General features: G+C 70.1%; 25 protein-coding genes. 11 read left to right on the top strand and 14 right to left on the bottom strand.

The features are described 5' to 3' along the window. Positions 1-68: 68 nt before the first annotated feature. Complete coding sequence (locus AC0N04_RS16655; protein WP_474283403.1) at positions 69-905, bottom strand: hypothetical protein; 837 nt, start codon at positions 903-905, stop codon at positions 69-71. A 108-nt stretch (positions 906-1,013) separates the two neighbouring features. On the opposite strand from AC0N04_RS16655, the gene AC0N04_RS16650 reads away from it, so the two are divergent. The 7 genes from AC0N04_RS16650 (at position 1,014) to AC0N04_RS16620 (ending at position 7,204) form a co-directional block, all read left to right on the top strand. Further along, complete coding sequence (locus AC0N04_RS16650) at positions 1,014-1,886, top strand: DeoR/GlpR family DNA-binding transcription regulator (RefSeq protein ID WP_474283401.1); 873 nt, start codon at positions 1,014-1,016, stop codon at positions 1,884-1,886. Then, on the top strand, positions 1,883-2,920 hold the full coding sequence (locus tag AC0N04_RS16645) for an extracellular solute-binding protein (RefSeq protein ID WP_474283399.1): 1,038 nt from the start codon (positions 1,883-1,885) through the stop codon (positions 2,918-2,920). The genes AC0N04_RS16650 and AC0N04_RS16645 overlap by 4 nt, the downstream gene beginning before the upstream one ends. A gap of 67 nt (positions 2,921-2,987) precedes the next feature. After that, complete coding sequence (locus AC0N04_RS16640) at positions 2,988-3,815, top strand: ABC transporter permease (RefSeq protein ID WP_474283397.1); 828 nt, start codon at positions 2,988-2,990, stop codon at positions 3,813-3,815. A gap of 9 nt (positions 3,816-3,824) precedes the next feature. Beyond that, positions 3,825-4,652 carry an ABC transporter permease gene (locus AC0N04_RS16635; protein WP_474283395.1) on the top strand — a complete coding sequence of 276 codons (828 nt, stop codon included), beginning with the start codon at positions 3,825-3,827 and terminating at the stop codon, positions 4,650-4,652. Further along, positions 4,649-5,710: an ABC transporter ATP-binding protein gene (locus AC0N04_RS16630; RefSeq protein WP_474283393.1), complete on the top strand. Its 1,062-nt coding sequence runs from the start codon at positions 4,649-4,651 to the stop codon at positions 5,708-5,710. The genes AC0N04_RS16635 and AC0N04_RS16630 overlap by 4 nt, the downstream gene beginning before the upstream one ends. 10 nt (positions 5,711-5,720) lie before the next feature. Continuing rightward, positions 5,721-6,536, top strand: a complete 816-nt coding sequence (locus tag AC0N04_RS16625; protein WP_474283391.1) for a phosphodiesterase — start codon at positions 5,721-5,723, stop codon at positions 6,534-6,536. A gap of 2 nt (positions 6,537-6,538) precedes the next feature. Then, a complete protein-coding gene (locus AC0N04_RS16620; RefSeq protein ID WP_474283389.1) occupies positions 6,539-7,204 on the top strand; it encodes an HAD family hydrolase in 666 nt (221 codons plus the stop codon). Positions 7,205-7,213: 9 nt separating this feature from the next. Here AC0N04_RS16620 and AC0N04_RS16615 read toward each other — a convergent pair whose 3' ends face one another. The 5 genes from AC0N04_RS16615 to AC0N04_RS16595 form a co-directional block, all read right to left on the bottom strand. Continuing rightward, a complete protein-coding gene (locus tag AC0N04_RS16615) occupies positions 7,214-8,407 on the bottom strand; it encodes an MFS transporter (RefSeq protein WP_474283387.1) in 1,194 nt (397 codons plus the stop codon). 67 nt (positions 8,408-8,474) lie between these two features. Next, positions 8,475-10,346 (bottom strand): Vgb family protein, encoded by a 1,872-nt coding sequence (locus tag AC0N04_RS16610; protein WP_474283386.1) that lies wholly within the window; start codon positions 10,344-10,346, stop codon positions 8,475-8,477. Further along, positions 10,343-11,179, bottom strand: coding sequence for an SDR family oxidoreductase (locus AC0N04_RS16605; RefSeq protein ID WP_474283385.1), 837 nt, complete (start codon positions 11,177-11,179; stop codon positions 10,343-10,345). Before AC0N04_RS16605 ends, AC0N04_RS16610 begins: the two co-directional genes overlap by 4 nt. Continuing rightward, positions 11,176-12,162 (bottom strand): SDR family oxidoreductase, encoded by a 987-nt coding sequence (locus AC0N04_RS16600; protein ID WP_474283384.1) that lies wholly within the window; start codon positions 12,160-12,162, stop codon positions 11,176-11,178. The genes AC0N04_RS16605 and AC0N04_RS16600 overlap by 4 nt, the downstream gene beginning before the upstream one ends. Beyond that, positions 12,159-13,079 (bottom strand): bile acid:sodium symporter family protein, encoded by a 921-nt coding sequence (locus tag AC0N04_RS16595; protein WP_474283383.1) that lies wholly within the window; start codon positions 13,077-13,079, stop codon positions 12,159-12,161. Before AC0N04_RS16595 ends, AC0N04_RS16600 begins: the two co-directional genes overlap by 4 nt. Before the next feature lie 193 nt (positions 13,080-13,272). Between AC0N04_RS16595 and AC0N04_RS16590 the strand changes: the two genes are divergently transcribed. Beyond that, positions 13,273-14,334, top strand: a complete 1,062-nt coding sequence (locus AC0N04_RS16590; RefSeq protein ID WP_474283382.1) for an AraC family transcriptional regulator — start codon at positions 13,273-13,275, stop codon at positions 14,332-14,334. 7 nt (positions 14,335-14,341) lie between these two features. Here AC0N04_RS16590 and AC0N04_RS16585 read toward each other — a convergent pair whose 3' ends face one another. Then, positions 14,342-15,316, bottom strand: coding sequence for a sensor domain-containing diguanylate cyclase (locus AC0N04_RS16585; RefSeq protein ID WP_474283381.1), 975 nt, complete (start codon positions 15,314-15,316; stop codon positions 14,342-14,344). Positions 15,317-15,396: 80 nt separating this feature from the next. Then, positions 15,397-16,287 (bottom strand): LysR family transcriptional regulator, encoded by an 891-nt coding sequence (locus tag AC0N04_RS16580; protein ID WP_474283380.1) that lies wholly within the window; start codon positions 16,285-16,287, stop codon positions 15,397-15,399. A 102-nt stretch (positions 16,288-16,389) separates the two neighbouring features. Between AC0N04_RS16580 and AC0N04_RS16575 the strand changes: the two genes are divergently transcribed. Genes AC0N04_RS16575 through AC0N04_RS16565 form a run of 3 tightly spaced genes read left to right on the top strand, consistent with a single transcriptional unit; the run spans position 16,390 to position 19,345 of the window. Beyond that, the gene (locus AC0N04_RS16575; protein ID WP_474283379.1) at positions 16,390-17,391 is read left to right on the top strand and encodes an aldo/keto reductase; all 1,002 of its coding nucleotides are present in this window, start codon (positions 16,390-16,392) and stop codon (positions 17,389-17,391) included. Positions 17,392-17,436: 45 nt separating this feature from the next. Then, the gene (locus AC0N04_RS16570) at positions 17,437-18,432 is read left to right on the top strand and encodes an aldo/keto reductase (RefSeq protein ID WP_474283378.1); all 996 of its coding nucleotides are present in this window, start codon (positions 17,437-17,439) and stop codon (positions 18,430-18,432) included. Between the two features lie 55 nt (positions 18,433-18,487). Further along, positions 18,488-19,345: an aldo/keto reductase gene (locus tag AC0N04_RS16565; protein ID WP_474283377.1), complete on the top strand. Its 858-nt coding sequence runs from the start codon at positions 18,488-18,490 to the stop codon at positions 19,343-19,345. Positions 19,346-19,484: 139 nt separating this feature from the next. Here the strand turns inward: AC0N04_RS16565 and AC0N04_RS16560 are convergent, their stop codons facing one another. From AC0N04_RS16560 to AC0N04_RS16535, 6 genes are all read right to left on the bottom strand, one after another. Next, positions 19,485-20,891: a ThiF family adenylyltransferase gene (locus tag AC0N04_RS16560; protein ID WP_474283376.1), complete on the bottom strand. Its 1,407-nt coding sequence runs from the start codon at positions 20,889-20,891 to the stop codon at positions 19,485-19,487. Further along, positions 20,888-21,349, bottom strand: a complete 462-nt coding sequence (locus tag AC0N04_RS16555; RefSeq protein WP_474283375.1) for a Mov34/MPN/PAD-1 family protein — start codon at positions 21,347-21,349, stop codon at positions 20,888-20,890. The genes AC0N04_RS16560 and AC0N04_RS16555 overlap by 4 nt, the downstream gene beginning before the upstream one ends. Further along, a complete protein-coding gene (locus AC0N04_RS16550) occupies positions 21,346-21,783 on the bottom strand; it encodes a hypothetical protein (protein ID WP_474283374.1) in 438 nt (145 codons plus the stop codon). Before AC0N04_RS16550 ends, AC0N04_RS16555 begins: the two co-directional genes overlap by 4 nt. After that, entirely contained in the window at positions 21,783-22,073 is a 291-nt protein-coding gene (locus AC0N04_RS16545) for a hypothetical protein (protein ID WP_474283373.1), read from the bottom strand. Before AC0N04_RS16545 ends, AC0N04_RS16550 begins: the two co-directional genes overlap by 1 nt. A gap of 152 nt (positions 22,074-22,225) precedes the next feature. After that, entirely contained in the window at positions 22,226-22,777 is a 552-nt protein-coding gene (locus AC0N04_RS16540; RefSeq protein ID WP_474283372.1) for a DNA-binding protein, read from the bottom strand. A 25-nt stretch (positions 22,778-22,802) separates the two neighbouring features. Continuing rightward, the gene (locus AC0N04_RS16535; protein WP_474283371.1) at positions 22,803-23,720 is read right to left on the bottom strand and encodes a hypothetical protein; all 918 of its coding nucleotides are present in this window, start codon (positions 23,718-23,720) and stop codon (positions 22,803-22,805) included. Between the last annotated feature and the right edge of the window lie 58 nt (positions 23,721-23,778).

Here is a 23,778-nt window from a genome sequence, read left to right as displayed (position 1 = left end):
AAGGGTCGGTGACCACGACGCTCGATCGGACATCAGCCAGGTGACCCCGACAGCATCGGGCCAGGCCCTCAGCCGGTGGCCTCGTCGACGTGGCAGGTGCTGCGCTTCATGCTGTCGCGCAGCGCGCGCAGGCGCTTGATCGCGCCGCTGCGCTCGTCGAACTCGGCCACCATCAGGTCGAGCGCGCCGCGCCGCTCGTGGTCCTCGACCGGCAGCCAAGGCGCGCCGAGCGCGGCCCACTGCGCGTCGGTCAGCGGCAGCTCGCCGGTCAGGAAGATCTGACGACACGGGCCGGCGGCCTCGAACGAGGCCGCCACCGCCTGCCCCTGGTCGCCCGGCCGGCACAGGCCGTGCGCCATCGACGGATCGAAGACGAGCAGGTCGCCGGGCGCCAGCGCCAGCCGCACGCCGGCATGCGGCATCACGAACTCCACGTCGGCCAGGTCGAGGGCCAGCAGCCAGAACAGGCAGCGCGACCAGTGGCCATGGACGTCGTTGTGGAATCCCGCGCCGCAGGACGCGAGGTAGTCGACCCGGCCCGCGACGCTGCGCCGGTAGCCGGCCAGGCCGTCCCCCAGCACGCCGGTCGGCTGCAGGGCGTCGGCCAGCCGCTCGGCCAGCGGCTCGCCGCGCGGGGCCGCCGCGGCCAGCGCCTCCCAGGTCGTGGCCGCGTAGTCGATGTCCGAGAACGCCGTGATGCTCACCCGCGACAGGCCTTCGGCCGCCAGGCTCGCGAGCGAACCGGCGTCGAGAAGGTCCGCCCGCACGAGGTGCAGGCGCCGGTAGGGTGCGCGTGCCGCGAAGGCATGCCGGGGCTCGTCGCTGCGCACCGCGAAGGAGCGGAACGGCGCAGGCACCTGGTGCGCGTCGGCGGCGACGACGTGGTGGGCGAAGGACGGTGGCATCGCCCGATTGTCGCGAACGGCGCGGCGCGCCCGCGCGGTTCGAATGATGACGAACGCTGTTCGCTCGAATGTCACACGGGCGCCATTTTCCGCCTCTATCGTGTTCGCATGAACATGCCGGACCCCGCCACCGCCTCGGGTCGCGCCGCCGCCCATCGCGTGGCCGACGAGCGCGCTCGGGCCATCGTCGACCGTGTCCGCCAGCGCGGCTTCCAGACCATCGAGGCGCTGGCGGCCGAATTCGGCGTGACGCCGCAGACCATACGGCGCGACGTCAACGCCCTGTGCAACCAGGGCCTGGCCCGGCGCCGGCATGGCGGCGTGGAACTGCCGGCCGCGGGCGACCCGCTGGGCGAGAACCTGGCCTACCAGGCGCGGCAGGTCCTCCACATCGAGGCCAAGCGCCGCATCGCGCACCTGGTGGCGGCGCAGGTGCCGCCGCGCGCCTCGCTGTTCTTCGGCATCGGCACCACGCCCGAGCAGTGCGCGCTGGCGCTGGTCGAGCGGCCGGGCCTGCGCGTGATGACCAACAACCTCAACGTCGCAATGCTGCTGTGCCGCAACGACGGCTGCGAGATCACGATCGCCGGCGGCCGCCTGCGCAACCGGGACCGCGACGTGATCGGCAGCGAGGCGCACGACTTCTTCGATCGCTTCGCCGTCGACATCGGCATCTTCGGCGTCGGCGGCGTCGCGTCCGACGGCACCTTGCTGGACTTCAGCCTCGACGAGGTGGCGCTGCGCCGCAGCCTGGCCCGCCATTGCCGCCAGCGCTTCCTGGTGCTGGACCGCAGCAAGTTCGGTCGCGGCGCCACGGTGCGCGGCGGCCACATCACCGAGGCCAGCGCCGTGTTCACCGACGCGCCGGTGCCCGACGCCATCGCCGCCCAGCTCGCCGCCGCCGGCGTGCAGCTGGTGATGCCGGCCACCGCCGCCCCGCCGTCCCCTTCCCCCCTGCCACCCCTGGAGAATCTCCGATGACCCTCGCCCGTTCCACCCGCCGGCTCGCGCGCCACCTCGCCGCGGCCGCCTTCGGCGGCCTCGCGCTGTTCAGCGCCGGCCACGCCGCCGCCGCCGAACAACATGCCATCTGCTACAACTGCCCGCCGGAATGGGCCGACTGGGGTTCCCAGCTGAAGGCCATCCAGGCCCGCCTGGGCATCACCGTGCCGCCGGACAACAAGAACTCGGGCCAGGCCATCGCCGCGCTGATCGCCGAGAAGGCCAACCCGGTGGCCGACGTGACCTACCTGGGCGGCATCGCCGCGGACCCGGCCAAGGCGGCCGGCGTGCTGATGCCCTACAAGCCCAAGGGCTGGGACAAGATCCCCGCCGGCCTCAAGGACCCCGAAGGCTACTGGTTCGCGATCCACTCCGGCACCCTCGGCCTGTTCGTGAACCAGGCCGCGCTGGGCAAGCTGCCGGTGCCGCAGAAGTGGACCGACCTGCTCAAGCCGGAATACAAGGGGCTGGTCGGCTACCTCGACCCGACCTCGGCGGCGGTCGGACAGCTGGGCGTGATGGCGGTGAATCTCGCGCTGGGCGGCACCTACGACAACCTCGATCCCGGCATCCGGTTCTTCAAGGCGCTGGCGAAGAACCAGCCCATCGTGCCGAAGCAGACGTCCTACGCCCGCGTGATTTCGGGCGAGATTCCGATCCTGCTCGATTACGACTTCAACGCCTACCGCGGCAAGTACAAGGACCACGCGCCGGTGCAGTTCGTGATTCCGCAGGAAGGCACGCTGACCTTTCCGTACGTGATGGGCCTGGTGAACCACGCGCCGCACGCCGAGAACGGCAAGAAGATGCTCGACTTCGTGCTCTCGGACGAAAGCCAGACCCTGTGGGGCAACGCCTTCCTGCGGCCGGTCTTCGCCGAGCATCTCTCCGCCGAGGCGAAGGCGAAGTTCCTGCCCGCGGCCGACTACGCGCGAGCCCATCCGGTGGACCTGAAGAAGCTGGCCGCCGCCCAGGACAAGATCGTCGAACGCTACCGCAACGACGTGCAGTGACCCCCGTCGCCGGATCGCGGGCGGCGTGCCGCGCTGCCCGCGATCCGGCCCCGAACCCGAGCCCATGATGTCCTCGTCCGCCCGCGAGCGCCGCCGCCTGGTGGGGCTGCTGTTGCCCACCGCGTTGTTCTTCACGCTGTTCTTCCTGCTGCCGATGCTGCGCCTGTTCGTCATCGGCGGCAGCGGCGGAACCGGTTGGTGGGCCTATGCCGCCATCGTCAGCAACGCCCTCTATGCCCGGGCCCTGGCGGCGACCCTGGGCGTCGCCGCCGCCACCACCGTCGTCACGCTGGCGATCAGCAGCGTCTGCGGGGTGTTCCTGCAGCGCCACGCGTTCCCAGGCAAGTCCTTGCTGGTGTCGCTGATCACGCTGCCGCTGGCTTTTCCGGGGGTGGTGGTCGGCTTCATGGTCATCATGCTGGCCGGTCGCCAGGGGCTGATCGGCCAGGTCTCGCAATGGCTGGGCGGCGACCGCCTGGTGTTCGCCTATTCGCTCACCGGCCTGTTCATGGGCTACGTCTATTTCTCGATTCCGCGCACCCTGCTGACGATCATGGCGGCGGCCGAGAAACTCGATCCGCGGCTCGAAGAAGCCGCCCGCTCGCTGGGCGCCACGCCCTGGCAGGTGGTGCGCGACGTGATCCTGCCCGGCCTGCGGCCCGCGCTGATCTCGGGCGGCGCGATCTGCTTCGCCACCGCCGTCGGCGCCTTCGGCACCGCCTTCACCCTGGCCACGCGCATCGACGTGCTGCCGATGGTGATCTACACCGAATTCACCCTGTCGGCCAACATCGCGATGGCCGCGGCGCTGAGCTTCGCGCTCGGCGCCTTCACCTGGGTCGCGCTGGCCCTGGCCCGCAGCGCGGCCGGGGCCGGCGTGGCCGCCGCCGGCTGAGGACGCCCCATGCGACGCCATTCCTGGATCTTCGGCCTGCAACTCGGCTTCACGCTGGCGGTCTGCGCCTTCCTCATCGTGCCGGTGCTGCTGTCGATGCTCGCCGGGCTGACGGTGAACTACTTCGTCGGCCTGCAAAGCGGCTTCACGCTGCGCTGGGTGATCGAGGTCTGGACCGGCTACCGGGACACGCTGGTGCTGTCGGTCGGACTGGCGCTGGCCTGCCTCGCCGCGACCCTGCTGCTCGGCGTGCCGACCGCCTATGTGCTGGCCCGCTCGCGCAGCGCGCTGAGCCGCCTGATCGAGGAGTTGCTGGTGATGCCCATCGCCGTCCCCGGCCTAGCCACGGCGCTGGCGCTGATCGTCACCTATGGCGGCCTGACCGGGTTCCGCACCTCGGCGGCCTTCATCCTGGTCGGCCACGTGTTGTTCACGCTGCCCTTCATGGTGCGCTCGGTGCTCGCGGTGTTCAGCGTGATCGACCTGGCGACGCTGGAGGAAGGCGCGGCGTCGCTCGGAGCCGGCTTCTGGCGGCGCTTCGTCGACATCGTGCTGCCCAATGCGCGCCACGGCATCCTGGCCGGCTCGCTGATGGTCGTGACCCTGTCGATGGGCGAGTTCAACATGACCTGGCTGCTGCACACCCCGCTGACCCAGACCCTGCCCGTCGGCCTGGCCGACGCCTATGCGTCGCTGCGGCTGGAAGTCGGCAGCGCCTACACCCTCGTCTTCTTCCTCTTGATCATGCCGCTGCTGCTGGCGCTGCAGGCCTTCTCCCGTCCGCGCCGGACGAGGTTCGCCGCCGCCACGGACGACGCCGATGGAATCACCCCATGACCGCTTTCGCCGCCCCCGTCTCCATCACCCTCGAGGCCTGCGCCAAGACCTTCGCCGACGGCACCCGGGCGCTGGAGCCGCTCGACCTGTCCATCCGTGCCGGCGAAACCGTGGTGCTGCTCGGCCCGTCCGGCTGCGGCAAGACCACCACGCTGCGGATGATCGCCGGCTTCGAGGCCCCCGATGCCGGCGGCCGGGTGCTGTTCGACGGCGTGGACGTCAGCGCGCTGCCCATCGAGCAGCGCCACGTGGGCATGGTGTTCCAGTCCTACGCCTTGTTTCCCAACATGAGCGTGGCGGCCAACGTCGGCTACGGCCTGCGTCTGCGGCGCACGCCGGCGCCGCTGCTGCGCGAGCGGGTGGCCGAGATGCTGGCGCTGATGCGCATCGAGGCCCTGGCCGACCGGCAGATCGACCAGCTCTCCGGCGGCCAGCGCCAGCGCGTGGCGTTGGCCCGCGCGCTGGCCGTGCAGCCGCGCGTCCTGTTGCTGGACGAACCGCTGACGGCGCTCGATGCCAAGCTGCGCGACGCGCTGCGGCTGGAGATCGACACCTTGCTGCGCCGGCTCGGCATCACCGCGATCTACGTCACCCACGACCAGGCCGAGGCGATGGCGCTGGGCGACCGCATCGTGGTCATGGACCATGGCCGCGTGGCGCAGATCGGCGCGCCCCGGGAGATCTACCAGCGGCCGGCCTCGCGCTTCGTCGCCGACTTCATCGGCACCATGAACCGCCTGGGCGGCCACCTCGAAGGCGATGCCTGGTGCTGCGCGTCGGGCCGCATCGCCGGCGCGGCGCTGCAGCGCGATGCGCGCGAGGTGCTGTTCCGTCCCGAGGACATCCGCATCGCCGACGTTCCGGCGCCGGAAGGTAGCATCGCGGACGGCCTGCGCGGCACGGTCGCCGCCGCGTTCTATTGCGGCGATCGCACGCGCCTGTTCGTCGAGGTCGGCGAGGCGCGGCCCCTGGTGGTGGAGAGCACCGCGCGGCGCGATTTCCGACCCGGCGATCCGGTCACGCTGCACGTCGACCCGCGCGGCCTGCTGGTCCTGTAAGGAGTCCGAGATGCTCATCGCCCAGATTTCCGACACCCACGTCAAGCTGCCCGGCAAGCTCGCCTACGGCCGGGTCGACACCGCGGCCATGCTCGCCCGCTGCGTCGACAGCCTGGTGCGGCTCGACCCGGCGCCCGATCTGGTCGTCCTCACCGGCGACCTGGTGGACCTGGGTCGCCCGGAGGAGTACGCCTACCTGCGCCAGCTGCTGGCGCCGCTGAAGATGCCGCTGCGGGTGATCCCCGGCAACCACGACGAGCGCGAAGCCTTGCGCGCGGCCTTCGCCGCCGACGGCTACCTGCCCGACCGCGGCTTCCTGCAGTTCGTCGACGACGGCCCGGCGCTGCGCCTCGTCGGCCTCGATACGCTGATCCCGCAACAAGGCGGGGGCGAGCTGTGCGCCGAGCGCCTGGCCTGGCTGGACGAGACGCTGGCGGCCCGGCCGGCCGCGCCGACGCTGATCCTGATGCACCACCCGCCGTTCGCCACCGGCATCGGCCACATGGACGCGATCGGCCTGGACGGGCGCGAGGCCTTTGCCGCGATCGTCGCGCGCCATCCGCAGATCGAGCTGATCCTCTGCGGCCACCTGCACCGCAGCATCCACGCCCGCGTCGGCGGCCGCGCGGTGCTGACCTGCCCCAGTCCGGCCCATCAGGTGGCGCTGGACCTGCGGCCCGACGCGCCCAGCTGCTTCCGCATGGAGCCGCCGGGCTACCTGCTGCACCGCTGGCAGGATGGCCAGCTGACCAGCCACCTCGCCGCGATCGGCGACTACGCCGGCCCGTTCCCCTTCTTCGACGCCGACGGCGGGCTCATCGACTGACCATGCACCTCGCACTCTTCGATCTCGACCACACCTTGCTGGACGGCGACAGCAACAGCCTGTGGCTCCACTTCCTCGCCGACCATGGCCGGGTCGGCCGCGAGGCCTTGCAGCGCCAGGCCGAGGAATACGCCCGCTACGAGGCCGGCCGCCTCGAGATCGAGGGCTATCTGCGCTTCCAGCTGTCCCTGCTCGCGGAACACCGCATCGACGACTGGCTGCCCTGGCGGCAGCGCTTCGTCGCCGAGATCGCCGCGCCGCGCATCGCCGAGGCCGCCCGCGCCGCCGTGGCCCGCCACCGCGCGGCCGGCGACCGCGCGGCGATCATCACCGCGACCCACAGCTTTCTGGCCGAAGGCATCGCCGAGTCGTTCGGGCTGCCGGTGCTCGCGCCGCAGGCCGAGGTCGCCGAGCAGCGCTTCACCGGCGCCATCCAGGGCGAGATCTGCTTCGCCGAGCGCAAGTGCGACTGCCTGCGCCAGTGGCTGGCGCGCGACGGCCTGCGCATGGCCGACTTCGCCAGCGTCCACTTCTACTCCGACTCGATCAACGACCGCCCGCTGCTGGAGCAGGTCAGCCATCCGGTCGCGGTGAACGCCGATGCGCGCCTGGCCGCGCTGGCCGCCGAGCGCGGCTGGCCGTGCGAGCGCTGGCGCAGCGGTCTCTGACCCGCGCCGTCAGCCGCGGTGGCGGCGCAGCGCACGCATCCGGGCGCTGCCGATCAGCATCAGCAGGGCCAGCGTGCTGCCGCAGACCCGCAGCGCCACCGCGACGCCGAAGGCCTGGACCAGCGCCCCGGAGGCCACGCCCGACGCGGCGGGCACCACCTGCGAGATGATGGTGTACAGGCTGACCACGCGGCCGCGCACCGCGTCGCCGGCGTTGGCCTGGATGCCGGCGACGATCAGCGACAGCGCCAGCCCGCCGGCCACGCCGACGGTGCACAGCAGCGCCACCGCGAGCCGCGTGTCGTGGGCCGACCCCAGCGCCGCCAGCGCCAGGCCCGCCAGCGTCGTCGCGGCCAGGATCGCCGGCCCGTGGCGCAGCCGGCGGGCGGTGGCCAGTGCCACCAGGCCGCCGCCGATCAGCGACAGCGCCAGCGTGCCGAGGAAGGCGCCGCGCTGCAGGTCGCTCAGCCCGAGCTGGGTGGTGGCCAGCTTGGGCAGCAGCACCGTCATCGGCCCCATCGCGAGGTAGCCGGCCATCGCCGCCACCATCAGCTGCAGCAGCAGCGGCTTGGCCGCCACGGCGTCCAGCCCTTCGCGGATCTCGACCCTCACCGGCTGGTGGACGCGCCGGCTGCGGTGCGTGCGCACGCCCAGCAGCGTCGCCGAGGCCAGCGCGAACAGCAGCGCGGCGCCGCCGAACACGCCCTGCCAGCCGAAGTGGCGCCGCGCCAGCGCGATCACCACCGGCCCGAGGCCGAAGCCCAGCATCACCAGCAGGTTGAAGATCACCGAGGCCGGCTTGAGCTCGCCGGTGCTGGCGATCTGGCCGAGCGCGGCCATGCGCGCCGGCGCGACGAAGGACCAGCCGACGCCGGCCAGCGCCGCCGCGGCCACCAGCCAGGGCACCCGCGCCGCGGCCTCGGCCACGCCCCGGTCGGCCCACCACAGCAGGCCCGCCGCGACGATGAACAAGGCCTGCGCGGCGAGGATCAGCCGGCCCGGCGCGAGCCGGTCGCACAGCACCCCGGCGTACCAGCCCAGCAGCAGCGGCGGGCCGAAGCACAGGCCGAAGCCGATGCCCGACAGCAGGTCCGAGCCGATCACCTCCTGCGCGTAGATGATCACGGCGTAGTTGATCATGTGGCCGGCGGTGAAGGCGGCCAGGCACGACAGGTAGAACCAACGGTGGCGCAGCAGGATCATCGCGCCGCTCCGCTGCCCGGCGCGGCGGGACCGCGCCGCCACGGCCGCGCCAACCCGATCGACCACGTCATTTCGTCTCGCCGGTCTGCACCCGGATCAGCGTCGGCTGCGCGCCTTCCGCCTGCCAGCTCGGGAAGTTGGAGTTCGAGCTGTAGACCGTGCCGTCGTCGGCGATCTCGATGTCGCGGGTGAAGGTGACGCGGCGCGGCAGCGGCACCCGGCGCCAGGTTCCGGTGGCGATGGTCAGCGCGTAGAGCGAGTCGGACTGGTCGCCGTCGACCCAGACGACGCCGCGCTTCTTGTCGACGTTCAGCGCGTAGGGCGTCTCGCTGCCCTTCGGCTGGACCGGCAGGTCGAAGCGGGTGAAGCGGCCGGACGCGGGCTCGTAGCGGGCGATCGCCGACTCGGGGAAGGCGGTGATCCACAGGTTGCCGTCGGCATCGCTGCGCAGCCGGCGCGGCCCGGCGAACGGCGTGGCGATCATCGTGACCTTGCCGGTGGCCGGGTCGATGCAGCCGATCTCGTCGGTGTGCAGGCGCGCGAACCAGACCTTGCCGTCGGGCGTGATGTCGATGCCGTAGGGCAGCGGCGTGCCGGTCGAGGCGCGGTCGATCGGCAGCCAGTTGGCCAGCGGCACGCCCCAGCTCATCAGCGTGAACAGCGGGCGGATCAGCGCCACCGTGAGCCGCTCGCGCAGCGAACGCGTCGGCAGGTCGTAGAGCGTGAAGTGCTGCGTGCTGCGGTCGAACATCGCGACCTGGTTCGACAGCGCCAGCGTGAACCAGACGCGGTCCTGCGCGTCGACGCGCACGGTGTGCGGATAGAGGCCGGCCCCGATCTCGTGCAGCGTGAAGGCGTGGGTCTTGGGGTCGAATTCGATCAGCCGCTGCTGCGCCGGCGGGGTGATGAAGATGTGCCCGTCCTTGGCCGACTGCGCCATCGAATGCGCGTTGGAGGTGTCGTCGTGGCGCGGAAAGTCGCGCAGCCGCGCGGCGATCAGGCCGCCCGGCGTGTCGTCGGCGCGGTGCGGGATCCGGAACACCGTGACCGCGTTGGTGCGCGGATCGACCCGGTAGAGCCGATCCTGGATGTTGTCGGCCACATAGACCTGGCCGTCCGCCGCCAGCAACTGGTCGTGGGTCTGCGACATCGCGTCGCCGATCGGCCATTCGGTGATGGTGGTGGCGGACAGCGCGGGATCCCAGGGCGCGGGCTCGGCCAGCAGCGACGGGTTCTCGCGCAGCTTGCGCCAGCCGGCGCTCAGCATCTCGGGCAGGACCTTCTGGTCGGCGCTGGACAGCCGCGAGCCGTAGCGCACCATGCGCGGGATCAGCGCGCGCCACTCCGCCGGCGAGCGCTCGCGCCGGGTGAAGGCGCTGCCCTGCTGGTGACAGAAGCCGCACTGCAGCATGAAGTGGTGCTTGCGCTTCGCATCGCCCAGGTCGAGCGCGCCCAGCCAGACGTTGGCGGGCTTGGCCTCGGCGAGCTTGACCGGGTCGGTCTCGCGCTGCAGCACCACGCTGACCGCCGCCTGGCCGGGCGCGGCCGCGACCGTGGCGTCACGGTAGCCCGGCTTGCGCACCAGGTAGCTCACCGCGCCGCTGCGCGGAGCCCAGGCGGCGCGGCCCGCGGCATCGGTGAAGCGGGTGATCTCGGTGGCGACGACGTGCGCCACGCCGGGCGCCGGGTAGCCCGCGTCCGAGGTGTCCAGCGGCGGCAGCGGGCGGGCGCTCTCGCGCACCATGGCGGTGGCCAGCGGCCGGCCCGCCGCGTCGGTGACGGTGAGCGTGGCGGCGGGCGCGGCCGTCGCCGCGGCCAGCCCGAGCGCGATGCTGGCGGTCGTGACGGTGCGCCGCGCGAGCCTGCGGCCCGCGGCGACGGGCGCCTCCCGGCCGGGCGCGGAAGACGGGGGGACGGTCAAGGAACGGTGACAGGTCATGAGGATCTCCGGGTGAGCAGGTCGAATTCCGCGCCGGTACGGCGCAGCATCAAATGGTCGTAGGCGGGTGGCAGCAGCCGGCTCAGCCACCAGGCCAGGCGCGCGGTGGCGCCCGGCAGGCACAGGCGCCGACGCCGGCCCGCGGCGGCGACGATGTGCGCCGCGACCGCGTCGGGCTGGGCCTGGCCACCGGGGTTCAGGCGCGGTGCGGCGGCCGGGCCGCCATCGCCGGCCAGCGCGGCACGATCGATGCCGGTAGCGATGAACGACGGACAGACCATCGTCACGCCGACGCCGTCGCCGCGCAGCTCGCTGCGCAGGCTGTCGAAGAAGCCGTGCAGCGCATGCTTGCTCGCGGCATAGGCGGTGCGGCCCACCAGCGGCGAGAAGCCCGCGATGCTGGAGATCACGACGATCTGCCCGCGCTGCGCCGTCAGCGACGCCAGCGCGGCCTGCGTGGCATGGACCGCGCCGAAGAAATTCACCGCCATCACGCGGTGGATGACCTCCGGCGCGGTGTCGCGCAAGAGGGCGCGGGCCGAGATGCCGGCGTTGGCGACGAGCACGTCGATCGCTCCGAACGTCGCGACGGCGCGCGCCATCGCGTCCCGGCAGGCGGCTGCGTCGCCGACGTCGCAGGCCAGCCCGAGCGCCTGCGCGCCTTGCGCCTGCAGCGTCGCCGCCAAGGCTTCGGCGCGGGCACCGTCCAGGTCCAGCGCGACGATGCGGGCCCCCAGGCTCGCGAAGCGGCGGGCCAGCGCGCTGCCCAGCCCGCCGGCGGCACCGGTGATCACCACGGTCTTGCCGCGATACCGGCGTGCGGTGTCCGTCACGTCGGGCCCCCCGGGCCGCGGCGGCGGGCCGACCACCAGGCGTCGAAGACTTCGGCGGAGGTCTTGCGGGGCGTGTAGCCAAACACCTCCTTCAGCCGCCGGTTGTCGAGCACCGGCCGGTAGCGCAGGAAGCGCAGCTGCTCGGGCCCGTAGGCCGTCAGGCCCAGGCGCCGGCCGATCCACAGCGCGGCCTGCAGCACGCCGGCGGGCAGCACGCGGCAGCGCTTGCCCATGCGCCCGGCGATCTGGTGGATGCTGAGCGCGCCGTCGCCGGCGACGTTGTAGATGCCGTCGCGGCCGCTGCGGATCGCGTGCAGGATGACGCCGACGACGTCCTGGTCCCAGATGAAGACGAAGGGGCTGTCGGCGCCGGCGATGGCCAGCGGACGCGGCTTGTCGAACAAGGCGGTGATCTGGTTGGCCACCGTCTCGCCGAGGATGGTGCCGATGCGCAGGACCGTCTGGCGCAACTGCGGCGCGCGCTCGCGGTAGTCGGCCAGCATCTCCTCCACCAGCCGCTTGTGCCAGGCGTAGGCGAACTCGGGGTTGCCGCGGATCGGGTCGGTCTCGCTCAGCCACGCCGGGTTGTCGGCGTGGTAGCCGTAGGCCGCGCCGGACGACGACACGATCACCTGCCGCACGCCCGCGGCCACGCAGGCCTGCAGCACGTTGCGCGTGCCTTCGACGTCGACCTGGTACTCGAACGCGCGGTCGGAGCGCCGGCCCGGCGTGACGATGGCGGCCAGATGCACCACGGTGTCGATGCGGTGGCGGCGCAGCAGGTCCGCCAGGCCCGGATCGCGGATGTCGGCGCAGGCGTAGTCCACGCCGCCCAGACGCTGCTCGGGCGGCATCTCCCGCACGTCGAGGCAGACGATGCCGCCGTCGGGCGCCGGGCCGGCCTCGGCCAGCGCGGCGATCACCTGCCGGCCCAGATAGCCCCCACCGCCGGTGACGAGAACACGAACGCGAACGGGGCTCATGCCCGAACTCCTGCTGCGGCGGCGGGGCGCGCCATCCAGAAGCTGGACAAGGCCACGCCGGCCACGATGTGCCAGATGCCCCACCAGGCGGTGACGATGGCCATGCCGCCCAGGCCGCCGAAGAAGTTGAACACCAGCACCAGGCCCAGGCCGGAGTTCTGGATCCCGGTCTCGAACGCCACCGCCCGGCGGTCGCGCTCGGGCAGCCCAGCGGCGCGGGCGAAGCCGTAGCCGCCGGCCAGCGCCAAGGCGTTGTGCACCAGCACCACGGCGATCACGAAGCGGCCGTACTCGCGGAAGATCGCCCAGTTCATCGCCAGCGCGCCCAGCACGAAGGCGATGAACACCAGCAGCGACAGGCTGCGCAGCGGCGCGTGCAGGCGCTTGGCCAGGGCCGGAAAGCGGTGCGACAGCGCCAGCCCGGCGGCGAGCGGCGCGCCCAGCAGCATCGCCACGTCGGCCAGCATGCGCAGGGCGTCCAGCGAGAAGCTGCGCAGCAAGGCCGCCATGCCGGGATCGAGCGAGCCCCAGAACGCGACGTTCAGCGGCGTCATGACGATGGCCCCCAGGGTCGACAGCGTGCTGATGGAGACCGACAAGGCCGCATTGCCGAGCGCGCGGTGGGTGAAGAAGTTGGAGATGTGGCCGGCCGGGCACGAGGCCACCAGCAGCATGCCCAGGCCGATCGACGGCAGCGGGCGGACCAGCAGCACGAGGCCGAAGGTCAGCGCCGGGAACAGCAGGTGATGGCAGATCAGCCCGATGGCCAGGGCCTTGGGCGTACGCAGCGCGGCGCGGAAATCGGCCAGCTTGAGGTCCAGCGCGATGCCGAACATCACCAGCGCCAGCACCAGGTTCAATCCCAGCTGCGCCTGCGGGTTGAAGTTCAGCCGCACCAGATCGATGCCTGAGCCCATGGGTGTCTCCTCGGGTCTGTCTCTGCGGGTTTCGAGCGAACCCGCTGGCCGCGATTCTTGACCGCGCAGGGCGGCGCTGGCGAGGTTGCAGGCGACCAGGAGAGGTGAAATTCGGACAGCCCCCGGGTTCACCTCTACACTGCGAACCCCTGTCCTGCCGCGCCACGATCCGATGCATCCGGTCCGTCCCGCCTTGAGTGCCCGTCTCGACGATCGCCTGCATCGCCCCGACAAGATCGCGGTGCTGGTGGACGCGCTGGCCGCGCTGGGCGTGCCGGCCGAAGCGGTGCTGGCCGGCAGCGGCCTCGCGGTGGCCGCGCTGCGCGACGCCGCCACCCGGGTCTCGGTGCGGCAGTTGCTGGCCGTGCACGAGCAGGCGCAACGCCTCTCGCCCGATCCCGCGCTGGCGCTGCGCACCGGCGCGCGCATCCGCCTCACCCATTTCGGCCTCTACGGCTACGCGCTGCTGGCCAGCACCACGCCGCGGCAGGCGATCGACTTCGCGATCAAGTACCGCGCGCTGGCGTCGCCGCTGATCGGCCTGGCCTTCGGGCTCGATGGCGACGAGGCCGTCTGGTCCTTCGACGACGTGCTGGGCCTGGGCACAGGCAGCGACCTGTTCCGCTTCGTGTTCGAGCTGCAGCTCGGCACCCAGATGTCGCTGCACCGCGATCTGCTGGGCGCCGCGCTGTCGCCGACCCGGGTGCGCGCCCGCTACGCCGCGCCGCCGCATGCCGCGCAGTACGGCGAGTGGCTGGGGTGCCCGGTGGCCTTCGGCTCCGCGGCCAACGAGGTGCGCTTCGAGTCGCGCTGGCTGGCCCATCCGCTGGCCTTCGCCAACCCGATCACCGCGACGGTGGTCCAGCAGACCTGCGACCAGCTGCTCGCCGAGATGCAGGGGGCGGCGGGCCTGGCCGGCCGGCTGGCCAACCTGCTGCTGCAGTCGCCGGGCCACTTCCCGGACATCGAGACCGCATCGGCCGCGCTGCAGATGACCTCGCGCACGCTGCGGCGCCGGCTGGCGGCCGAAGGATCGGCCTACCAGCAGGTGCTCGACGCGGTGCGCCGCCAGCTGGCGATCGACTACCTGCAGCGCACCGCGATGAGCGTCGACGACATCGCGGCCTCGCTGGGTTTCAGCGATGCCGCCAACTTCCGCCACGCGTTCAAGCGCTGGACCGGCCGCACGACGCGCGCCTATCGCGGCCCGGCGCCGTCAGGCCCCCCGGGCGAGGCGCCAGCGACACCGCAGTGAGCGTCGGCTACCCGTCGCCGCGGGGGCCGGCGTTCGGCCGCACGGCCCTGGCCGGGTCGGCGAGCGGCGGCGTCGCCGCGACGCAGCGATCGCGTCCCGCTCCCTTGGCCTGGTACAGCGCCACGTCGGCGCGCACGAGCAGTTCGGCCGGGCTTTCGCCGGGCTGCGCCTGCGCGAGGCCGGCGCTGATGGTGTAGCTGAAGTCGGGCTCGTCGCCGAGGGGCCGCGACTGCCGCACCGCGGCCAGCAGGCGTCGAACCACCTCCTGGGCGTCGCCCAGGCTGGCGTCGGCGAACACGACGAGGAACTCCTCGCCGCCATAGCGTCCGCAGGCGTCGGCGCGCCGCAGGCCGGCCTGCAGCCGTTGCGCGAAATCGCGCAGCACCTGGTCGCCCGCCGCATGGCCCAGGCGGTCGTTGATGCGCTTGAAATGATCCAGGTCGATCAGCGCCGCGCAGGGCCGGCCGGCGCGGCGCGCCATGGCCGCCGCCAGCTGCTGCAGGACCGACGCGCGGTTGGCGATCCCCGTGAGCGGATCGATCTGGCTGGCGCGCAAGGCCAGATCGCGGGCGATGCGCAGTTCGCGATGATTCCGGCCCAGATCGCTGATGTCGACACCGAGGCACAGGATCCACCCGTGCTCGTCGACGGTCTGCGTCAGCAGGATCCAGCGGCCGTCGCACAACTCGACCTCGAACTGGCGGTAGGGCTGCTTGCCCCGGCGCGATGCGGTGGACGCCAGCCAGTGCTCGAAGTCGGCGCTGTTGATCACCGGACCGACCTGGTTCTGGTAACTCCGGCGCATCAAGTCGGACCAGGTCATGCCCAGGCCTTCGGCGATGCCCATCATGTCGCGATAGAACGGGTTGGCCCAGCGCAGGCGGTCTTCGCTGTCGAAGACCGCGACCATGCCACCGTAGCGGGCCAGGGCCGGCGAGACCAGGGCCTCGACATCGGAGGGGATGCTTTCAATCCGTGGCATCCCTGAAGTATCGGCCGCGCCAGCGCGATCTTGAACCGGTGCGGCGGCGCCCGGCGCGGCAAGCGGGGCCGCCCGCCGGGTCACCGGCCCGGCGCCTGGCGCAGGGCGTCGACGACCAGGGCCAGCGCGGGCGAGGAACGGCGGCTGGCGTAGTACAGGTGGTATCCGGGGAAGGTCTGCGACCAGTCGTCCAGCACCGAGACCAGGCGCCCCGCGGCGAGGTGCTCGGCGACGGCATCCTCGGGCACCCAGGCCAGCCCGTGGCCGGCCAGCGCCGCGGCGACGACCATGTCGCCGGCGTTGAACACCAGCCGCCCCTTGACGTGGGCACGCAGGCTCTTGCCGCGTCGCTTGAACTCCCACGGCAGCAGCCCGCCATGGGACGGCAGGCGCAGGCCCAGGGCATCGTGCTCGGTGAGATCCTGCGGGCTGCCGGGCCGAGGGTGGCGCGCGAAGTACGCAGGGCTGCCGACCACGACCAGGCGCAGGTCCGGGGCGATGCGCACCGCGATCATGTCCTTGGCCACGTCGGCGCCCAGGCGCACGCCGATGTCGAAGCGCTCGGCCACGATGTCGATGAAGCGGTTGTCGCTGCTGATCTCGAGCTGGATGTCGGGAAACTTCGGCAGCCACGGCAGCAAGCGAGGCCAGATCAGCGTCCGCACCGCGTGCTCGGAGGCCGTGATGCGCACCGTGCCCGCCGGCTTGCCGCGCAGCTCGGCCAGCACCGCCAGCTCGGCCTCGATGTCCGCGAAGCGCGGGCCGACGGTCAGGTAGAGCCGCTCGCCGGCCTCGGTGGGCGAGACGCTGCGCGTGGTCCGATTCAGCAGTTTCAGGTCGAGCCGGCGCTCCAGCGAACGGACCGTCTGGCTCAGCGCGGACTGGGTGACGCCCATCTGCGCCGCGGCGCGCGTGAAGCTGCCCACGCGCACGACGGCGGCGAAGGCCGCCAGGTCGTCGAACCGTGCCATTGATTAGCCTTTCTTATGACTCCATATCGGTTCAGCAGTCTAGTCATTCGCCGTCCCGCTGCCTAGAGTTCCACCCTGGACTCGACACAAGGACACCCCCGCATGAACACGCAACGCACCCTGGGCCGCAGCGGCCTCCAGGTTTCGGCCCTCGGCCTGGGCTGCATGGGCTTGAATTTCGGCTACGGCACCGCCGTGTCCAAGGAAGACGGCATCGCGCTGATCCGCGCCGCGGTGGAGCGCGGCGTCAGCTTCTTCGACACCGCCGAGGTCTATGGCCCGTTCACCAACGAAGCAATGGTGGGCGAGGCGTTGAGGCCGTCGCGCGACCGGGTCGTGATCGCCACCAAGTTCGGCTTTGCCATCGATCCGGGCGGCCAGCCCGGACTGGCCGCGTTGAACAGCCGGCCCGAGCACATCAAGGCCGTGGCCGAGGCCTCGCTGAAGCGGCTGGGCATCGAGGCGATCGACCTGTTCTACCAGCACCGCGTCGACCCCCAGGTGCCGATCGAGGACGTGGCCGGCGCGGTGAAGGACTTGATCGCGTCCGGCAAGGTGCGGCACTTCGGCCTGTGCGAGGCCTCGGCCGCGACGATACGGCGCGCCCATGCCGTGCAGCCGCTGGCGGCGGTGCAGAGCGAATACTCGTTGTGGACGCGCGGGCCGGAGACCAACGGCGTGCTGCAGACACTGGAAGACCTGGGCATCGGCTTCGTGCCCTACAGCCCGCTGGGCAAGGGCTTCCTGACCGGCAAGATCGACGCGTCGGCCACGTTCGCGCCGGGCGACTTGCGCAACGTGATCCCGCGCTTCACCCCCGAAGCACGCGAGGCCAACCAGGCGCTGGTCGCGCTGCTGAGCCGCGTGGGCGCACGGCACCAGGCCACGCCGGCGCAGGTGGCGCTGGCGTGGCTGCTGTCGCGCAAGCCCTGGATCGTGCCGATTCCCGGCACCACCCGGCTGCAGCGCCTGGAAGAGAACCTCGGCGCGGCGGCGCTGACGCTGAGCACCGAGGACCTGGCCGACATCGAACAGGCCGCCTCGCACATCGCCGTGCAGGGCGCCCGCTATCCCGAACAGCTCGAGAAGCTGACCGGTCTGTGATCGCCGCCGCGAGGCCGGCCCCCCCTTCCACCCGCAGGAACCTTCATGAAGACACGTCGACTCGGCAACAGCACCCTCGAAGTCTCGGCCCTTGGCCTGGGCTGCATGGGCATGACGGGCGTCTATGGCACGCCCACCGACCCGCAGGCCATGGTGAGCCTGCTGCGCGCCGCCGTCGAGCGCGGCGTCACGTTCTTCGACACCGCGGAGGCCTACGGCCCGTTCGCCAACGAGCGCCTGGTGGGCGACGCGCTGGCGCCGTTCAAGGGCCAGGTCGTCATCGCCACCAAGTTCGGCTTCGACATCGACCTGGCAACGGGCCAGCGGCGCCCCGGCCTGAACAGCCGCCCGGCGCACATCCAGGCCGTGGCCGAGGCCGCGCTCCAGCGCCTGCGGGTGGACGCGATCGATCTCTTCTACCAGCACCGCGTGGACCCCGCGGTGCCGATCGAGGACGTGGCGGGCGCCGTGAAGGCCTTGATCGCGCAGGGCAAGGTCAGGCACTTCGGCCTGTCCGAGGCCTCCGCCGCCACCGTGCGCCGAGCCCATGCGGTGCAGCCCGTGACGGCGGTGCAGAGCGAGTATTCGCTGTTCTACCGCGACCCCGAGCGGGAGCTGCTGCCGACCCTCGAAGAACTCGGCATCGGCTTCGTGCCCTTCAGTCCGCTCGGCGCCGGCTTCCTGACCGGCGCGATGGACGAGCACACGCGCTTCGACCCCAGCGACTTCCGCGCGCAGGTGCCGCGCCTGGCGCCCGAGGCCTTGCAGGCCAACCTGGCGCTGGTGGATCTGCTGCGCGAGGTGGCGCAGCGCAAGCGGGCCACCCCGGCGCAGATCGCCCTGGCCTGGCTGCTGACGCGCAAGCCGTGGATCGTGCCGATCCCGGGGACGACGAAGCTGCAGCGCCTCGACGAGAACCTGGGCGCGGCGGCCGTCGACTTGAGCGCCGAGGACCTGCAGCGCATCCACGCGGCCGCGTCCCGGATCACCGTGCAGGGCGCCCGGCTCCCGGAGGCGGTGCTGCGCATGACCGGCGGCTGACGACGGCCTGCGGCGCGGCGCAGAATCGCCGCTTCGCGACTTGCAGGACGAACTCATGCGGCAGATGCCCTTGCCCCGAGGGGCGGCCCCTCTTTCCTTGCCCGTGCTCGGCCTGGGCACCTGGCGCTTCGGCGAATCGCACGCCCGGCGGGCCGCGGAGATCGCCTCCGTGCGAACCGCGCTCGAGCTCGGCTACCGCCTGATCGACACCGCCGAGATGTACGGCGAAGGCGGCGCCGAAGAGGTCGTGGGCACGGCGCTGAACGACGCGATCCGCGCCGGCGACGTGCGGCGCGACGAGGTGACCATCGTGAGCAAGGTGTACCCGCACCATGCCAGCCGCGCCCGCACCCGGGCCGCCTGCGACCGGAGCCGGCGCCGCCTGGGGCTGGACCGCATCGACGCCTACCTGCTGCACTGGCGCGGCGACTACCCCCTCGGCGAGACCGTCGAAGCGATGCAGGCCCTGGCCGCGGCCGGCCACATCGGGCGCTGGGGCGTCAGCAACTTCGATGTCGACGATATGGAGGAGCTGACCGCGATCAGCGGCGACTGCGCGCTCAACCAGGTCTGGTACTCGCTGGCCGAACGGGGCCCGGAGGTCGCGCTGCTGCCCTGGCTGCGCACGCACGGCATGCCGTTGATGGCCTACAGCCCGATCGACCAGGGCCGCGCCGCGGCAGATCCCGTGCTCGGCGAGATCGCCGCCGCGCGCGGCCTGACGGCCGTGCAGGTGGCGCTGGCCCGCCTGCTGGCCCAGCCCGGCGTGATCGCGATCCCGAAGGCGACCGGCGCGACCCACCTGCGCGACAACCTGGCGGCGGTCGACATCACCCTGAGCCAGGCCGAACTGCAGGCCATCGACCGGCGCTTCCCGCCGCCGGACCGCAAGACGCCGCTGGCGATGAACTGAGGGGCGGGGGCATGGGGGTCGGGCGCGGGAGCTACCACCCACATGCTGGCGGGCAGCTATGCAGCGGCAGCGGTCCTCAGCGTTGCTGAACTCGACGTCCGAAACCCGTCGCTCAACATTGCTGCGGAACCTTGTGCGTCTAGGTTGCCGCCTGCATTGCAGGCCATAACCGACGCGCCAGCGCCTGGTAATGGGCAGAGCTGCATACAGCGCAATTTGCGCGGGCAGGAAGGTCCTGCTGCAAATCAACAAAGGTTCCGCGCCAAGGGCTCACGCGCCAATAGTTGAAGCTATTGCTGCGCTCCAGCCCCGCGCGACGTAGGAACAACTCGACGGCAGCCACCGTGCCAGCGAGCTGTGACACGAAGGCGAAGGGCGCGAGCACTTGCCGCTCTTCGGCCGTGCGCAGGCGCTGCGTCGCGCACATTTCCCTGAACACGGAGTCGTACGCCCTGCCGACCAGCTGATCGGGATGAGCCTGTGGGTTGGCGGCGGAGATCCTGGCCGCGGCCTCCGGCGTTATGAGATAGGACTGAACGTCGCCGAGCGTGACACCTAACGATTCGGCAACATGCCGCTCGAATAGAGATTCCTGCGTAGTCTGCGTATAGACGCAGGCCAGGCAAGCTCGGCCACTCACCTGGCGGTTGTAGTGGAAAACAACTTCTTCGACGCCCGTAGTTGAAGCGTCGAACACCTCTTGGGCGAGTTCCTCTTGGAGGCTGCGTCGCGCGCGACGACTGTCCACACCGACGATCAAGCGCTCAATCTCGCCGGGCCGCTGAATCCGATGCTGTTGGAGAGTTCCCCGAAATGGGCTCGCGGTGAGGCCTGGACAATGGTTCTCGATCCAGTCAGCCAATTGCTCTGCCTTGGGCAGGCCCACGTCACTGGCCTCGAAGCAAAGGCACCGATTGAGAATCCCATCGGTCACGTCCTTCGGATCGATGACAGCAAGGTGACCTGTCACCGGCAACGTGCGCAAGGCGAGCGCTATTGCGTTGCCAACCGCGCCGGCACCGATCATCTGACACGGGCCCAAGCCAACGGTGCGGCCGAACACGTCGAGGGGGACGCCTGGCCACTCCGCGAAGTTCAACCGGATGCCTGTCGGAGAGACCCAGCCCTCCGGCAACCCCAGCGCCGCGTTGGCAACGGCGGCAGCCGCGAAGCACGCCGAAAGCAACGCCAACACGGGCGGCAATGCGCGCGCCGCTGTACTGACCAGGCCATTCGTTTGGCCGACATGCAAGCCCTCGGCATCGAGGTGCGCAAGCACTTGGCGGGCCATCGCGCAGCGTGCTGGCGCGGCGTTGATTGCCAGTTCGCAACTTGCATGCGAATTGGGCGCGTCAGGCGTCCCAACCCTATGGAAGGTTCTACTGAGAAGCTGCACCACGAAAGGGCCGAGCAAGGAACCCGCCGGATCGTCCGGCATCCAGGTGATCTGGACGACTTGAAGCAGCAGATCTGCAGCTTCGTCCTCCGCCACACCCAGAATGCTTGCGAGCAGCCTCTGGTTCTCGCGTTGCTGGCCCGGGCTCATCCCACGATCTCCAGGTTGCCCGCAGCCGGCACGCGATGCCAGCGGTCGTCAGCGCCGAGGCGGAAGATCGCCACTTGGTCGACGAAGTTTTCCAACGAGGTCGCCAGGGCAAAGGTTGGCAGAACCAGCGAGAACGCGCCGACATGCCGCACGATGGCCCACTGGTCATCTGCCCTTGAGTGGAAGGCATCTTCCGGATGGGTGTGAATCTGGGCGACGACGCAAGTCTCCGTCTCCTCCATCTTGCGCATCAGGGCTTGAATGCCATGCGGCGGGATATGGAAGAAGTCCACGGCCGCCGCGTGGATCGGCTCGTATGGCAGCTTCACCAAATCGGCTTCGGCGCCGCGCTCGCCCAGCCACAACGTGATCCCCTCGTGACGCAGAAGGCCCGCGCGCTTGAGGATGGCGAGCGTCTGCGCTAGGGCGTCACGTCGGATCCGCAGTACTTTGCTCATTTGTTCACCTTGCTCCATCCATTCCAGATCTGCGTGACGATCTCTAGCAGCCTGAACCCCGACAAGTTGCGACGAGGTTCCCAGTGGTCCGTGAGATGGTTGCTGTGGGTGTGGTACTCGAGCACGCCCGGCATGCATACAAACGGCCTGCCCGTGTTCGTGTGGGGCCCCTGGTGAAAGATGTTCGTGCTGCTGGCGATGGCCGAGGTTATGGGTTGGCCGGACCTGTCGAGCAGCGCGATCGAGGGCGGCCGTTCGTTCCAGTTCTCGCAGTTCATGCGAAGCCGCAGATAGCTCCCCTGAACGGCGGTGAATGCGATGTCCAGGATCGGGTAGGTCCGCTCGAGCAACTGCCAGCCTCGCATCTCGGCAAGCTCGGCGGGCAGCGCCGCCAAGTCGGCCTCAAAGCATGCTTTTGCCAGCTCGGGGTGCATCAGCCACCACCACCTTCGCGCTTGCCGAAGTCAATCTTGACTTCGCCATGCAGATGCAGCTCCGTATAGGTGCGCGAGGGGTCGATTTCGTTGCCGTCAATCTTGGCCACCCAGTCGGCCGTGTTGGCGATACCCAGCGCCTCCGCCGCGCGCAGCAGGATCTGCCGCACGGCCTCGCTCGCCGGCACGGCTTCATGACCCTTGGCCGGGTAGGAGCCGGACGTCGTGAGGACGCGCACCGCAACATGGGGGCCGCCAGGCTTGTCATCAGGGGCTTTGTCGTACTGCATAGGAACTCTCCTTTGCCACTTGGGCACTAGGTCAACCTTGCTTTCCTATTTCTGCTTCAGTGAAGCCGTTGAAGGGGAGGCGAGGGACCGCCATCTCTAGGTCGACACCATGGATTCTGCTTCAATGAAACAGTTGAAGCAAGAGAAAATTTTTAGGGGATGGCCGAGTACACGTACTCCACTCCGCCGGACTCAGCGATCTCTTCGTGACGCAGAACGTAGCCCATCTCCCAGAGGTCTTTGAGCTGCGTGCTCGCGTTCGTAGTCTTGAGTCCGAGGTCTGCGGCCAGCTGCGCGGTGCGCACAGCCTTGTGTTCCATCACGTAGTCCAGCAGTGCTTTCTTGGCAGGAGAGAGCTCTCCCCCAATCAAATCCCAACCGGTCTTCCCTTTGACGAAGAGTGGTTGCTGCTTCTTGTCCGCGGCGACCAGCCAGTTGTACAGGATGTCTTCGTGAGGAACGTCTGTGAGCACGAAGGCCAGTTGCTTGCGAAACCGACGTGCCAGTTCGACCACGCTCTCTCTAGGGAAGGACGCGTCGGTGCGCTTGACTCCCTTCAGAGAAATCTCAAAAACCCGAGCGCCGGGATGTTCCTCAACGGCAATTAGCAACTTGGCATAGACCTCCCGGCCTTGCTCGTTACCCCAGCCTTCCTTGCCGGCGCCCAAATAGTCCGCCAAATGAAGCTGTGCAGTCTCGTTCATTGGCTACATTGAAGCAGAATGGATGTCAAGCGTCAAGCTTGAATACGAAGGAGACGTGCGTTCCCCAAATGGGTGTGAGATCGTGCCGATGACGGGCAACCACAAACGATCTTCCGCCCTGTGGCTCAAGGACCAGGCTCGAGTTGTAAAGACGAAAGTGGATGCTGGTATCGAACGCAAGCGCGTGCTGGGCGCTTGTTCGGATGCCGCAGCCATTCTCCGGGCCGAAGCGGGACAAGCCATCGGACACGACTCGAAGAAGTAGGTCAGGATCCGACAGCGCAGCAGACTTCGGGTCGCTCTTCTCAAGAGCGGGGCGTAGTGTTTGAAACAACCCGAGCCCCGAATCGGAGACGCTGACGACAGCCCGCTGCCCTTCGCGAGCGCTGTAGATCTGCATGGCTGCATAGCCTTCGATATCGGTATTCGCGTGTCGATGTATGTTCTGGATCAGTTCCGCGAACGCGTGCCAAGCCGCAAAGCCGAACTTTTCGAGGCGGGCTTGTGTCATGCCTTTTGCTTGGCCGGCCACCCGGTCAGCCAAGTGCCGGGGCAAATCAGGGTCTCGCTCTGAAGGATGGATCCTTGCGAACTCCACTAGCATCCTGTGCTGCCGTTGTGCTGGCAGGCCCCTCGATTCGAGCTTCGGCTGCACCAACACTGTTGGATTGATGTAGGCGAAGAAGCCCATCCGCTGCAAGTACCCCATGGTGCCCGACGAGCCGTCCTCGAACACCAGCTTCACCGACTTGGTTGCGGCGGCGGCTTGGTTGACCAGGGAAAGCAAGCGAGTGCCGGCGTCGACCATCACCTTGCAGCCACGCGGAAAAGTAATCTGGACCCGTGAGATCTGCGGGTCGTGTACTGCGCGCTGCAGCCTAAGCGAGTCATCCAACGAGATTGCGTCAACCCATCGAGCTGGCAGCAAAATTTCGGCTTGCATCCAAGTGAATTGTGCACCGACTGCCGCTCTGGTCCGACGCTAGGCCAAGCCTGAGGTG

Source organism: Ideonella sp. sgz306126, from assembly GCF_056032705.1.
The sequence above is the reverse complement of the archived record's forward strand: the minus strand, read 5'-3'. Positions and strand labels throughout refer to the sequence as shown.